Origin of the sequence: Acidovorax sp. A1169, assembly GCF_030704685.1 — a bacterium.
Taxonomy (GTDB): Bacteria; Pseudomonadota; Gammaproteobacteria; order Burkholderiales; family Burkholderiaceae_C; genus Acidovorax.
This window is the reverse complement of the sequence record NZ_JAUZDX010000002.1, coordinates 23,354-36,554: the sequence shown is the minus strand read 5'-3', so window position 1 is coordinate 36,554 and position 13,201 is coordinate 23,354. Positions and strand designations below refer to the sequence as shown.

The following is a 13,201-nucleotide window of genomic DNA, read 5'->3' as shown; positions in this document are numbered from 1 at the left end:
CTCCGGCCTCCTTCAGCCCTTGGGGGCCAGTCCCGAAGGAACCCCGCCCACGCCGTCCCAGTCCGGCCCCTCAAACCATGCATCGCCATCGAGGTAGGCGCGCAGCATGGGCAGGCTATCGAGCCCCCAGAACAGCTTGCCATCGACCTCGAAGGCAGGCACGCCGAACACGCCGGCGGCCTGCGCGGCCTCGGTGTTGGCGCGCAGCAGCGCCTTGGGGGCCTCGCTGGCGATGTCCTGCCCTGGGCGAAGCTGCTCGGCCAGGGCCGCGGCCAGCGTGGCCATGCGCCCAGCATCGAGCGCGTCCTGCCCGCCCTGCCAGACATGGCGCAGCACAGTCCCGGCCACGTAGCGGTTGATGTGGCCGTCGTCGCTGCAGGCCAGGGCCTGGCGCAGCAGCGGCAGCGGGTTGAAGGGGTGGCGCGCCGGCATCTGCAGCCCGATGCCATGGGCATGGCCGAGCCAGGTCACATGGCGGTAGGTCCAGTCGCGCTTGGGCGCGATGCCGGCCGGGCCCGGGTTGGCGTGCTGCGCAAGCAGGGCACCGAGCAGCACGGGTTTGTAGGCCACGCTGTAGCTCAGCCCCTCCAGCACCTCGGGCAGGCGCTCGAAGGCCAGCCAGGCATAGGGCGAAATGAAATCCAGGTAAAAAGTGATGCGCTTCATGGCAGTGTCTCCGTATCAGCGGTGGGAATGCCTGCACGCAGCAGCAACTGCGCCCAGATGGCTCGGCGCACGGTGCTGTCTGCGCTGCCCCAGATGCGGATCTCGTCCAGCGTGCGAAAGCAGCCCTCGCAGTGGCTGCGGTCGGGTGACATGCGGCACACCGAGATGCAGGGCGAGGGCATGGGCTCCTGGCTGCGGGCATCGAAATGCCCGGCCGCGCCGATCTGGCGGGCGTGGTTGGCCAGCAGCTCGACCGGGGTCATGCCGCGGCAGTAGGAGCTGAGGGTGGCACGGGCTCCTGCACCACGTCCACCACCGGCGCGCCGGTCAGGCGCGTGAGGTCGTTCGGGTGCAGCGGGAACACGCTGTTTGGATGCCCGGCCGCAGCCCACACCACGTCAAAGCGCAGCAGATCGCGGTCGATCAGCGTGACGGGCGGCGTGGCATGCGCCAGCGGCGACACGCCGCCGATGGAAAAGCCGGTGCGTGCCTTCACGAACTCCGCATCGGCCCGGCCGACCTTGCCCACATGGGCCTCGACCTTTTTTTCGTCCACGCGCCGGTCGCCCGAGGTCACCACGAGCACCGCCACATCGTCGCTCTTGCGCCGAAAGATGATGCTCTTGGCCACCTGGCCGACGAGGATGCCCAGGGCGTCGGCCGCCTGCTGCGCCGTGCGCGCCGCATCGTCGAGCATCTGCGGCATATGGGGATGGCCCTGCGCCTGCAGCGCCGCTGCCACCCGTTGCACGCCTTCCGGCAAGTTCTTCAGTTCCGCTCCGCACATATCCAAGGTTCCCACACTGGTCATGGTGGGGCGGCACGGTGCCGCCCGCTGGTCCAGCATTGTCGGGCCTTCCAGACCCTCGCGCTCAGCCTGCCCGCTTGGTCAGCAAGGCATTGGCCGCGCGCGAGTTGGGCTTGCGGTTCAAAAAGCTGCTGATGTAGGCGCCCGCATCGATGAGCTTGTCCAGATTGATGCCCGTGTCGATGCCCATGCCGTGCAGCATGTAGACCACGTCTTCGGTGGCCACGTTGCCGGTGGCGCCCTTGGCGTAGGGGCAGCCGCCCAGGCCCGCGACGGAAGTGTCGTACTGCCAGACGCCCATCTCCAGCGTGGCCAGGGTGTTGGCCAGGGCCTGGCCGTAGGTATCGTGGAAATGGCCCGAGACATCGTCGATGCCGTAGTGCTGCAAGGTGGCATCCATGGCCTGCTGCACCTTGCGCGGCGTGCCCACACCGATGGTGTCGGCCACGCCCACATGCTGCACGCCGATGCCCTTCATGAGGCCCGCCAGATAGGCCACGCGCTCGGGCGCGATCTCGCCTTCGTAGGGGCAGCCCACCGTGCAGCTCATGGCGCCACGCACATGGATGCCGGCCGCGCGCGCAGCCTGCACCACGGGGGCGAAGCGCTCGATGCTCTCGGCAATGGAGCAGTTGATGTTCTTCTGGCTGAAAGCCTCGCTGGCCGAACCGAACACCACGATCTCGTCGGGCCGGTCGCGCACGGCGGCCTCGTAGCCCTGGAGGTTGGGTGTGAGCACCGAGTAGACGATGCCCGCCTGGCGCGCGATGCCTTCCATGACCTCGTGGTTGTCCGCCATCTGCGGCACCCACTTGGGCGAGACATAGCTCGTGACCTCGATGTTCTTGAGGCCCGCCTCCTGCAGGCGATGCACCAAGCCGATCTTGACCTCGGCGGGCACGGGGGACTTTTCGTTCTGCAGGCCGTCGCGCGGGCCGACGTCGACGAGTTTGACGCGGGAGGGAATGCTCATGGGGTGGCTACCGGAAAGATGGGTAAAAACAGACCAGGGTCTCCATTGTCGGAGCTTCCCTGGCGGCGGGCCACCCCATATCCTGCCAGACCATTCTCCGCACCTGCCATTGTGCGGCGCCGGGCACCTTCCACAAGGCGGTCAGCCCGCTGCGCCGCCCATCTCCCGGCGCAGCAGCTCCACCATCTGCTGCGCGGCGGGTGACAGGCGCCGCCCCCGCAAGGTCACCAGGCCGATAGGTCGGCGCAGGGAGGGCAGCTTCAGCGGGCGCACCACCACTTCGGGGCGCTGCACCACCTGCGCGGCCAGCTCCGGCAGGGCGCTGACCCCCAGATTGGCGGCCACCATCGCCGCAATGGTGGCCAGGTGCTCCACCTCGTACTGCGGCGCAAACCGGATGCGGTGGGTGAGCAGCGCCTCGTCGGCATACTGGCGCACGCTGGTGCCTGCCGGCATGGAGATGTGCGGCAGGTGGGCCACATCGGCCCAGGCCAGGGCCCCGCGCCCCCGGGCCAGCGGGTGCGCCTGCCCCAGCAGCAGTACGAAGCGGTCCGACGCCAGCGGCGCGTAGTCCAGGTCGGCATAGGCCGGGTTGGCGGCCGTGAGCGCAAAGTCCACCCGCCCCGCGCGCACCATGTCGAAGGCCGGTCCGGCCAGACTGTCGAACAGCTCCAGGTGCACCCCCGGGTGGTCAGCGGAAAACCGCGCAAAGGCCCGGGGCACGGCGCCCGCCGCCAGCGAAGGCAGCGCAGCCAGTGCCAGGCGCCCCACCTCCACCTGAGCCACTGCCTGCACACGGCGCACGGTCTCCTCCATCTGGTGGCGCAGGAAGCGGGCCTGCTCGGCGAACACATCCCCCGACTGCGTGAGCTGCACCGTGCGCGTGGTGCGGTCGAACAGGCGCGCGCCCAGCATCTCTTCGAGCCGTGCGAGCGTGCCCGACACGGCCGACTGCGACAGGTGCATCTGCAGCGCCGTGCGCCGAAAACTCAGCGTATCGGCCAGAGCCAGAAAGACATCGACCTCGCGGGCGGACCAATTGATCTTCATAAGTGATCAGTTTATCGAAAAAGACGGCTGGACCGCGCAATGCAAGCTCCCTAGACTGCGCTGCATTCGATAGAACCAAGGAGACAGCATGGATCGCAGCAGTTCACCGCGCGACGCGCGCACAGTGGTCGTGGGTGGGGGCACCATGGGTGCCGATGTGGCCGTGGTGCTGGCCCGCGGCGGCGCCCAGGTGACCGTGGTGGACCCGCACCAGGCCCGGCGCGAGCACCTGCTGCCCCATATCGCCGCAGAACTGGCCGCCGCGGGCTTTGCCGACCGTGCAAGCCGGGTGTCGGTGTGCGCAGCGCTGGGCGAGGTCGCCTGGCAGGGCACGTCGCTGGTGGTGGAGTGCATCACCGAGCAACTGGCCGCCAAGCAGGCGCTTTTTGCCCAGTTGGTGAACCACGCTCCGGCCGACGCCGTACTGGCCAGCAACAGCTCGGGCTTTCCGATCAGCGCGATTGCAGGTGGCCTGCCCACCGCGCAGCGCATGCTCGGCCTGCACTTCTTCATGCCTGCGCACCTGGTGCCGCTGGTGGAGGTGGTGCTGGGCGAGCACAGCGATCCAGCGCTGGGCCAGTGGCTGCATGGCTTCATGCGCGGCTGCGGCAGCGTGCCGGTGCTGGTGAAGAAGGACAAGCCCGGCTTTCTGGCCAACCGCATGCAGCACGCCCTGTCGCGCGAGGCGTTCGCGCTGATCGACGAGGGCATCGCCTCGCCCGAGGATGTGGACGCTGCCGTGCGCTTCGGCTTCGGCTTCCGCTTTCTGGCGGCAGGACCCGTACTGCAGCGCGACCATGCAGGCATCGAAGTGCATTGCGCAGCGGCCGCCACCATGTACCCCACGCTCTCCAACACCGACATCCCCGCGCAGGCGCTGCGCGACAGGGTGGCGCGCGGCGATCTGGGCATGAAGACCGGCAAGGGATTCTTCGACTGGCCCGAGGACCGCCGGCGCCAGGAGCGCGCCCGCTATGACGCCCTGCTGCGCCAGGGCCTGGCCCTGCTGGCCAGCGAGCTGCCGGTGGTAGCGCCCGATGCGGCGCCATCCGCTGCAAAGGCGGTCCCATGAGCGCCGCGGCCCAATGGAGCGAGCCGCTCATCATCACCGTGGCGCCCAATGGCGCGTACAAGCAGCGGGCGGACCACCCGGCCGTACCCATCACCCCGGACACGCTGGCCACGACGGCCCGGGCCTGCCTGGATGCTGGCGCGGCCATGCTGCACATGCACATCCGCGATGCCCAGGGCCGCCACAGCCTCGATGTGGAAGGCTACCGCGAAGCCCAGCGCGCGGTGAGCAAGGCCGTGGGCACCGCCATGGTGGTGCAGATCACCAGCGAGGCAGCGGGCGTGTACCGTGCCCCGGCACAGATCGCCATGGTCGAAGCGCTACAGCCCGAGGCCGTGTCCATCGGGCTGCGCGAGATCGATCAGCCCGAGGTCGGCGAGGCGGGACTGCAGCGCTTTTTCACCGGCCTGGCGCTCCAGCACACCATGGTGCAGGTCATCCTCTACGACGTGGCCGATCTGCGCCGCTGGCAGGCCTTGCGCGCCAGCGGCGTGGTGCCCGACGCCCCCTGGTTCCTGCTGTTCGTGCTGGGGCGCTACAGCGCAGGCCAGACCTCCAGCCCGCACGACCTGCTGCCGTTTCTGGCGGCACATGAGGGGTCCGAGCCCTGGGCCGTGTGCGCCTTCGGCGCCACGGAAAACACCTGCATCACGGCCGCCGCAGCGTTGGGCGGGCATGCGCGCGTGGGCTTCGAGAACAACCTGCTGTGCAAGGACGGCAGCCCCGCACCCGACAACGCAGCCCTCGTGCGCCAGGCCGTGGAGGCTGCCACCGCACTCGGCCGGCCGCTGGCCACGGCCGCAGACATTCGACGGCGGTTCGACGCCCGCTAAGCCCCGGGCACCAGGCCAGGCGCCACCCCATTTCCGCACCCCAACCCGCACCAGACGGGCTTTCCATCCCACACCTTTGCAGGAGACACCGCATGCAACACCGCCACCCATACCCGCGCCACACACGGCGGGCACTTGCCGCACTCACGGCGCTCACCTGGGCACTGCCCCTGGCGCTGGGCATTTCCGCCACGGCATCTGCGCAGCAACCGGCGACTGCCTACCCCACCAAGACCATCCGCTTCGTCGTGCCCTACCCGCCCGGCGGGCCCACGGACCTGATGGCACGCATGCTGCAGCCCGAGCTGCAGCAGCGGCTCGGCGTCAGCGTGATCATCGACAACAAGAGCGGTGCTGGTGGCAACCTGGGCAGCGCCGAGGTGGCTCGTCAGGCCCCGGCCGACGGCCACACGCTGCTGCTGGCCGCCAGCGGCCCCATGGCCGTGAACCCGTCGCTGTACAAGACCATGCCCTTCAACCCGCTCACCGACCTGGAGCCTGTGGTGCAGCTGTCGGCCTTTCCGCTGGTGCTGGAAGTGCATCCTTCGCTGGGAGTCAAGACGGTGGCCGAATTCATCGCCCTGGCGAAGGCCGGCAAGACACCGCTGAGCTTTGCCTCCGCCGGCAACGGCACGCCGCAGCACCTGGCGGGTGAGCTGTTCAATGCGCTGGAGCAGGTGAAGCTCGGCCACATTCCCTACCGGGGCGCGGGGCCGGCGCTCAACGACCTGATCGGAGGCCAGGTCAACGTGATGTTCGATATCGTGGGCAGCTCGCTGCAGCACATCCAGGCGGGCCGACTGGTCCCGCTGGCAGTCACATCAACCGAGCGCAGCAAGGTGCTGCCCAACGTACCCACCATGGCGCAGGCCGGCGTGGCGGGCTACCAGATCACGGGCTGGCATGGCATAGCCGTGCGCTCCGGCACCCCGCCCGCCGCAGTGGACAAGCTCAATGCCACGGTGAATGCGATCTTCAAGGACCCGGCGTTTCGCACCAAGTGGGAGGCCATCGGCACGCCTGCGGTCGGCGGCACGGCCGCCGATTTCGGCGCGCTGATCAAGGGCGATGCGCAGCGCCTGGGCAAGCTGGTGCGCGATACGGGCGTCACGCTGGACTGACGGGCCGCAGGCGCAGCAGCAGCCATCCCGCGAGCATGCCCAGGCCGCCGCACAGCAGCAACGCCCAGCCCAGCACCCGCTTGACGATGGAAGACCCACCGATCTCGGCCTGCAGGGGGTCTTGGGCCGGGTAGCGCACGGTGACAGCCTCGCCCACCTTGTGCACCGCCGCGCCCTGGCGCACCAGTGAATCCACGACGCGCAAGGTGCGGCCGTCGTGGGCGGCAAACTCCACTACGCTCTTTTCGCCCACGCTGCGGTGCAGATTGGTGGTCTCGTGCCCCACCACCCGGCCCGGGGCGGTACGCATGTCGCCCCCGGGCAGCGAACCGCCGAGCAGCCACGCCGCACCCAGCACCGTGAGCGCGCTAGGCAGCAGGACAAACCAGCCCAGCAGGCCCAAGATCCGCCACAAAGAGGACGGTGGTGAAGACGCGGGGGTGGCAACCATGGGCGCCATTGTTACCCGAAGCGCAGGGACTGTCCCACTCCGTTTTTCATGGCACCCAAGCGCCACCCGCTGTCCATGAAACGCTTCAGTACCCGCGACCGGGATCCACCACACCGGCCACGGCCTCGCCGCGCTCAAGGGCCACCATCTTGCGCGCGATCTGGGCAATGCTCTCCTCGCGCAGGGTGCGTGCCGAGGTGTGCGGCGTGACCACGATGCGCGAGTGGTTCCAGAACGGGTGGCCGGCGGGCAAGGGCTCCTTGCGGAACACGTCCAGCGTGGCACCGGCCACGTGGCCGCTGTCGATGAGGGCCAGCAGGTCCTCCTCCACGAGGTGCGCTCCGCGCGCCACGTTGACCACATACGCGCCCGGCTGCAGGCGCGACAGCGTCTCGCGGTTCATCACATTCTCGGTCTCGGGCGTGAGCGGCAGCAGGTTGACCAGCACCCGGCTGGCAGCGAGGAAATCATTGAACCCCTTGGCACCGCTGAACCCGCGCACGCCCTCGATGGCCTTGGGCGAGCGGCTCCAGCCGTTGACCGGAAAATCGAACTGCGCCAGCGCCCGGGCCACGCGCTCGCCCAGCACGCCGAGCCCCATCACGCCGACCGGGAACTCGCTGCGCAGGCGCGGCTTGCGGTAGCCCCAGCGCCCGGCCTGCAAGTCGGCCTCGTAGGCATCGAACTCGCGGAAGTGGCGGATGACGGCGTGGCACACGTACTCGGCCATCTGCACGGCCATGCCGGCATCGTCAAGGCGCACCACGCGCACGCCGGGCGGCAGGCGCAGCTTGAGCAGCGCATCCACGCCCGCGCCGATGTTGAACAGCGCCTTCAGGGCCTGCTGCTCGTCCATGAACTGCTGGGGCGGCGCCCAGACCACGGCGTAGTCGGCCTGGGGTGCGCCCCGTTGCCAGACGGATATGGAGGCATCGGGCAGGGCCGCCTGCAGGCCTTGCAGCCAAGGCTCGGCCTTGGTATCGGTACAGCAAAAAGTGATGTTCATGGGCCGTAAGCGTACCGCGCCTGCAGGGGGTCAGGCAGCAACTGTCACCAGCTTGAGCAGCTCGGCTCCTTCGGCCACCTGGTCGCCGGGCGCATAGAGCAGCTCCTGCACCACACCATCCACCGGGGCGGCAATGGTGTGCTCCATCTTCATCGCCTCCATCACGGCCAGGGCCTGGCCCTTGGCGACCTTGTCGCCGGCCTTGACGGCGAACGACACCACCTTGCCGGGCATGGGGGCCGTGAGGCGCCCGCCCTCGGCCGCCGCTTCGCCGGAATGGGCCAGCAGGTCGATGGCCACGATCTGCGTGGCGCCTTGGGGCGTGAACACATGGTCCACCTCGCCCTGGGCGTACACGGCGGCGCGCGTGCGCTGGCCGGCGAACTGCAGGTCGATGGCATCGCCAACGGGGGCCAACACCAGGGGCCCGGCCACCTGGGCAGCGCCCTCGCCCACCGCCAGGTGCAGGCTGCCGCCGCGCTCGTAGGTGAGCCAGGCCTTGGCATGCTCGCCACCGAACTCGAACTCGAAGCGGCGCTGCACCACACCGTGCGTATGAAAGCCATCGCGGCGGCTGAACGGGTCCACGCCCTCGGTGGCGCGCTCGCGCAACAGCGTCTGCGCCACGGCGCTGGCGGCGGCCAGCGGCAGGCCCACGTCCTCTCTCTTGAACAGCACGGCCTGCTCGCGCGGGATCAGCGCGGTGTCGAGCTGGGCCTGGGCAAACGAATCGGTGCGCGCCACGCGGCGCAGGAACTGCACATTGGTGGCCAGCCCCACGATGTGCGTCTGGGCCAGGGCCTCGTCCAGGCGGGCCAGGGCCTGCTCGCGCGTGTCGCCATGCACGATGAGCTTGGCCACCATGGAGTCGTAGAAGGGGCTGATGGCATCGCCCTGGCGCACACCCGAGTCCACGCGCACCGTGCCGCGCTCGAAGGCCACATGGGCGGGCAGGCCGTACACGTGCAGCGCGCCCGTGGCGGGCAGGAAGTTGTTGTCGGGGTTCTCGGCGCAGATGCGCGCCTCGATGGCGTGGCCGGTGATGCGCAGTTGGTCCTGCGCCAGCGGCAGCGGCTCGCCCGAGGCCACGCGCAGCTGCCACTCCACCAGATCCTGGCCGGTGATGGCCTCGGTCACGGGGTGCTCCACCTGCAGGCGGGTGTTCATCTCCATGAAGAAGAAGTTCATGCTGCCGTCGGCCCGCTGCTCGACGATGAATTCCACCGTGCCGGCGCCGACGTAGTTCACGGCGCGGGCGGCGGCCACGGCGGCGTTGCCCATTTCCTGGCGCATGGCCTCGGTCATGCCCGGGGCCGGGGCTTCCTCCAGCACCTTCTGGTGGCGGCGCTGCACCGAGCAGTCGCGCTCGAACAGGTAGACGTAGTTGCCCTGGGTATCGCCGAACACCTGGATCTCGATGTGGCGCGGGCGCTGCACGTACTTTTCGATCAGCACCGCATCGTCGCCGAAGCTGTTGATGGCCTCGCGCTGGCACGAGGCCAGGGCATCGGCGAACTCGGCCGCCGACTCCACGGCGCGCATGCCCTTGCCGCCACCACCGGCGCTGGCCTTGATCAGCACCGGGTAGCCGATGCGGTCGGCCTCGCGCTGCAGCAGGGCCGGGTCCTGGTCGGCACCGTGGTAGCCGGGCACCAGGGGCACACCGGCCTTCTCCATGAGCTGCTTGGACTCGGCCTTGAGCCCCATGGCCTGGATCGCCGAGGGCGGCGGGCCGATAAACACCAGGCCCGCGTCGGCGCAGGCCTGGGCGAATTCCTCGTTCTCGCTCAGGAAGCCGTATCCCGGATGCACGGCCTGCGCACCCGTGGCCTTGGCGGCGGCGATGATGCGCTGCCACTGCAGGTAGCTTTCCTTGGGTGCGCTGCCGCCGATGTGTACGGACTCGTCGCACACCGCGACATGCTTGGCGCCCGCATCGGCGTCCGAGTACACCGCCACGGTCTTCACCCCCATGCGGCGGGCAGTGGCGGCAACACGGCAAGCGATCTCGCCCCGGTTGGCAATCAGGATCTTGGTAAACATAGGAATTAAACCGCCTTCGCGGGGCCGGAAAAGAGAGAAGACAAGCGCCGCAGCACGGCGCGCAGAAACTTGAAGAGCACCACCAGCAGCAGCACCGAGACCACAAGCATCACCACCAGCACCACACCGAAGGTCACCGGGTACTGCGTGGCGAGCCAGACCACGCCGACCACCAGCCCGTCCTCAAGAAAGGACAGGCCCCAGTTGGAAAACGGTTCGGGCGAGGTGTTGGCCGCGGCGCGCGCCGTCATCTTGGTGGCCAGCGAAGTGGCGGCGAGCGAGCCGCCCATGAGCCCGCCCACCAGCCCCATGGTGGCGCTGTCCGCCCCGAACACCCCGGCCGCCAGCAGCGCCCCGGCAGGCACCCGGATGAAGGCGTGCACGGCGTCCCAGAGGCTGTCGAACCAGGGCACCTTGTCGGCGAAGAACTCCACCACCAGCATGCAACCGCTGACCGCCAGCACCATCGGGCTTTGCAGCACCGAGAGGCCCGGCGGCAGCGGCAGCCAGCCGGCCCAGCCCATGGCGCCGACCATGAACACCACGGCGTACAGGCGCACGCCGCTGGCCCAGCCCAGGGCGGCCGCCAGGGCCAGCAGGCCGGGCATGTCGAGCTGCTGGGTGGCGTGGGCCACCCCGCCGGCCACGTCGCGTGCGGTGCCCGCGTCCACATGCAGGCCGATGGTGTGCAGCCACTGAACGATGCTGAGCCAGAGTGCGTCCATGGGGATTTCCAGTCAGAAGATCAAACGGCCAGCCAGGCGGGCTTGCGCTTTTGCAGGAAGGACTGCACGCCCTCGCGGCCTTCCTCGCTGGCGCGGATGTCGGCGATGCCCTGCACCGTGGCGTCGATCAGCTGCGCGTTGATTTCGCGCTCGGCCACGTTGATCACCAGCTTCTTGCAGGCGCGCACGGCCGCCGGGCTGGCACTGGTCAGCGCCTTGAGCAGCTCGGCCACCTTGGCGTCCAATGCCGCGAAGTCCGGGTCGGCCGCCACCACCTCGTGCACGAAGCCGATGCGCAGCGCCTCGGCCGCGCTGAAGCGCTCGGCCGTGAGAAAGTAGCGGTGCGCCGCGCGCGCGCCCATGGCGCGGATCACGTAAGGGCTGATCGTCGCGGGGATCAGGCCCAGCTTCACCTCGCTCAGGCAGAAGCCCGCCGTGTCCACCGCCACCGCCATGTCGCAGGCGGCCACCAGGCCCACGCCGCCGGCATACACATCGCCCTGCACACGGGCAATGGTGGGTTTGGGGCATTCGTAGATCACGCGCAGCATCTCGGCGAGCTTGCCTGCATCGGCCACGTTCTCGTCGCGCGTGTAGTCGGCCATGCGGCGCATCCAGTTGAGGTTGGCGCCCGCACAGAACGCGGGGCCCTCGGCCGCCAGCACCACGGCGCGCACCTCGGCGCGTGCACCCACTTCAGTGAAGGCCGCCGTGATCTCGGCGATGACTTCGTCGCTGAAGGCGTTGCGGATCTCAGGCTGCGTGAGCGTGATGCGCGCCACGGCGCCTGCATAGGTGATGGCGAGGTTGTTCGTTCCCATGGCAATCGGTCCTTACATCCGGAACAAACCGAACTTGGTGTCTTCGATGGGCGCGTTGCGCGTGGCGGCCAGGCCCAGCGCCAGCACGCGGCGCGTGTCGGCCGGGTCGATCACGCCGTCGTCCCACAGGCGCGCGGTGGCGTAGTAGGGGTGGCCCTGGTCCTCGTACTGGCGGCGGATGGGGGCCTTGAAGGCCTCTTCCTCCTCGGCGCTCCACTGGCCGCCCTTGCCCTCGATGCCATCGCGCTTGACGGTGGCGAGCACGCCGGCGGCCTGGTCGCCGCCCATGACGCTGATGCGCGCGTTGGGCCACATCCACAAAAAGCGCGGGCTGTAGGCGCGGCCGCACATGCCGTAGTTGCCGGCGCCGAAGCTGCCGCCGATGATGATGGTGAACTTGGGCACGGCGGCGGTGGCCACTGCCGTGACCATCTTGGCGCCGTTGCGCGCAATGCCCTCGTTCTCGTACTTGCGGCCGACCATGAAGCCGGTGATGTTCTGCAGGAACACCAGCGGGATCTTGCGCTGGCAGCACAGCTCGATGAAATGCGCGCCCTTCAGGGCCGACTCGCTGAACAGGATGCCGTTGTTGGCGATGATGCCCACGGCCATGCCCTCGATGCGCGCGAAGCCCGTGACCAGCGTGGTGCCGTAGCGCGCCTTGAACTCGTCGAACTCGCTGCCGTCGACGATGCGGGCGATGATCTCGCGCACGTCGAAGGGCTTGCGTGTGTCCACCGGGATCACGCCGTAGAGTTCTTCGCCGGCGAACTTCGGCGGCAGCGGCGCGCTGTCGGCCGGCGCTGCGGCCTTGGCCTTGTTCAGGTTGCGCACCGCATTGCGCGCCAGCTGCAGCGCGTGCAGGTCGTTCTGCGCCAAGTGGTCGGCCACGCCCGACAGGCGCGTGTGTACGTCGCCACCGCCCAGGTCCTCGGCCGTGACCACCTCTCCGGTGGCAGCCTTCACCAGCGGCGGGCCGCCCAGGAAGATGGTGCCCTGGTTCTTGACGATGATGGATTCGTCGCTCATGGCCGGCACGTAGGCGCCGCCGGCCGTGCAACTGCCCATGACCACGGCGATCTGCGCAATGCCCAGGGCACTCATGTTGGCCTGGTTGAAGAAGATGCGGCCGAAGTGGTCGCGGTCCGGGAAGACCTCATCCTGGTTGGGCAGGTTGGCGCCGCCCGAGTCCACCAGGTAGATGCAGGTCAGGTGGTTCTGCTGCGCCACCTCCTGCGCGCGCAGGTGCTTCTTGACGGTCAGCGGGTAGTAGGTGCCGCCCTTCACCGTGGCGTCGTTGCACACGACCATGCAGTCCACGCCGCTCACGCGGCCGATGCCGGCGATCAGGCCAGCGCTCGGCGCATCGTTGTTGTACATGTTGAGCGCGGCCAGCGGCGCCAGCTCCAGGAAGGGCGTTCCCGGGTCCAGCAGCATCTGCACGCGCTCGCGTGGCAGCAGCTTGCCGCGCGCCGTGTGCTTGGCACGGGCGGCCTCCCCGCCGCCCTGGGCCACCTTGTCGAGATGGCTGCGCAGGTCATCGACCAGGGTGCGCATGGCGGCCGCGTTGGCCAGGAAGTCGGCCGAGCGGGCGTTCAGTTGGGTGTCAAGGATGGTCATGCAGTGAATCTC

General features: G+C 69.1%; 14 protein-coding genes. 3 read left to right on the top strand and 11 right to left on the bottom strand.

Going from position 1 to position 13,201, the window contains the following annotated elements:
* Positions 1-12: 12 nt before the first annotated feature.
* The 5 genes from QYL93_RS03395 to QYL93_RS03375 all read right to left on the bottom strand — a co-directional run bounded on the left by QYL93_RS03395 (position 13) and on the right by QYL93_RS03375 (position 3,497).
* Positions 13-666, bottom strand: coding sequence for a 2-hydroxychromene-2-carboxylate isomerase (locus tag QYL93_RS03395; RefSeq protein ID WP_305742341.1), 654 nt, complete (start codon positions 664-666; stop codon positions 13-15).
* Complete coding sequence (locus tag QYL93_RS03390; RefSeq protein ID WP_305742340.1) at positions 663-929, bottom strand: DUF1289 domain-containing protein; 267 nt, start codon at positions 927-929, stop codon at positions 663-665. Before QYL93_RS03390 ends, QYL93_RS03395 begins: the two co-directional genes overlap by 4 nt.
* Positions 926-1,453 carry a YbaK/EbsC family protein gene (locus QYL93_RS03385; RefSeq protein ID WP_305742789.1) on the bottom strand — a complete coding sequence of 176 codons (528 nt, stop codon included), beginning with the start codon at positions 1,451-1,453 and terminating at the stop codon, positions 926-928. Before QYL93_RS03385 ends, QYL93_RS03390 begins: the two co-directional genes overlap by 4 nt.
* Before the next feature lie 85 nt (positions 1,454-1,538).
* Positions 1,539-2,447, bottom strand: coding sequence for a hydroxymethylglutaryl-CoA lyase (locus QYL93_RS03380; protein ID WP_305742339.1), 909 nt, complete (start codon positions 2,445-2,447; stop codon positions 1,539-1,541).
* A gap of 141 nt (positions 2,448-2,588) precedes the next feature.
* Positions 2,589-3,497, bottom strand: a complete 909-nt coding sequence (locus QYL93_RS03375) for a LysR family transcriptional regulator (protein ID WP_305742338.1) — start codon at positions 3,495-3,497, stop codon at positions 2,589-2,591.
* 88 nt (positions 3,498-3,585) lie between these two features.
* On the opposite strand from QYL93_RS03375, the gene QYL93_RS03370 reads away from it, so the two are divergent.
* The 3 genes from QYL93_RS03370 (at position 3,586) to QYL93_RS03360 (ending at position 6,523) form a co-directional block, all read left to right on the top strand.
* Positions 3,586-4,569, top strand: a complete 984-nt coding sequence (locus QYL93_RS03370; protein WP_305742337.1) for a 3-hydroxyacyl-CoA dehydrogenase family protein — start codon at positions 3,586-3,588, stop codon at positions 4,567-4,569.
* Positions 4,566-5,402, top strand: coding sequence for a 3-keto-5-aminohexanoate cleavage protein (locus QYL93_RS03365; RefSeq protein WP_305742336.1), 837 nt, complete (start codon positions 4,566-4,568; stop codon positions 5,400-5,402). The genes QYL93_RS03370 and QYL93_RS03365 overlap by 4 nt, the downstream gene beginning before the upstream one ends.
* A 92-nt stretch (positions 5,403-5,494) precedes the next feature.
* Positions 5,495-6,523, top strand: a complete 1,029-nt coding sequence (locus tag QYL93_RS03360; RefSeq protein WP_305742335.1) for a tripartite tricarboxylate transporter substrate binding protein — start codon at positions 5,495-5,497, stop codon at positions 6,521-6,523.
* On the opposite strand, the gene QYL93_RS03355 is transcribed toward QYL93_RS03360, so the two are convergent.
* From QYL93_RS03355 to QYL93_RS03330, 6 genes are all read right to left on the bottom strand, one after another.
* Entirely contained in the window at positions 6,510-6,974 is a 465-nt protein-coding gene (locus tag QYL93_RS03355) for a DUF3592 domain-containing protein (protein WP_305742334.1), read from the bottom strand. The genes QYL93_RS03360 and QYL93_RS03355 overlap by 14 nt on opposite strands.
* An 85-nt stretch (positions 6,975-7,059) precedes the next feature.
* Complete coding sequence (locus tag QYL93_RS03350) at positions 7,060-7,980, bottom strand: glyoxylate/hydroxypyruvate reductase A (RefSeq protein ID WP_305742333.1); 921 nt, start codon at positions 7,978-7,980, stop codon at positions 7,060-7,062.
* A gap of 30 nt (positions 7,981-8,010) precedes the next feature.
* Positions 8,011-10,023 carry an acetyl/propionyl/methylcrotonyl-CoA carboxylase subunit alpha gene (locus QYL93_RS03345; RefSeq protein ID WP_305742332.1) on the bottom strand — a complete coding sequence of 671 codons (2,013 nt, stop codon included), beginning with the start codon at positions 10,021-10,023 and terminating at the stop codon, positions 8,011-8,013.
* A 5-nt stretch (positions 10,024-10,028) separates the two neighbouring features.
* Positions 10,029-10,748 carry a DUF4126 domain-containing protein gene (locus tag QYL93_RS03340; protein ID WP_305742331.1) on the bottom strand — a complete coding sequence of 240 codons (720 nt, stop codon included), beginning with the start codon at positions 10,746-10,748 and terminating at the stop codon, positions 10,029-10,031.
* Between the two features lie 20 nt (positions 10,749-10,768).
* Complete coding sequence (locus QYL93_RS03335) at positions 10,769-11,569, bottom strand: enoyl-CoA hydratase/isomerase family protein (protein ID WP_305742330.1); 801 nt, start codon at positions 11,567-11,569, stop codon at positions 10,769-10,771.
* A 12-nt stretch (positions 11,570-11,581) separates the two neighbouring features.
* Positions 11,582-13,189: a carboxyl transferase domain-containing protein gene (locus QYL93_RS03330; protein WP_305742329.1), complete on the bottom strand. Its 1,608-nt coding sequence runs from the start codon at positions 13,187-13,189 to the stop codon at positions 11,582-11,584.
* Positions 13,190-13,201: the final 12 nt, after the last annotated feature.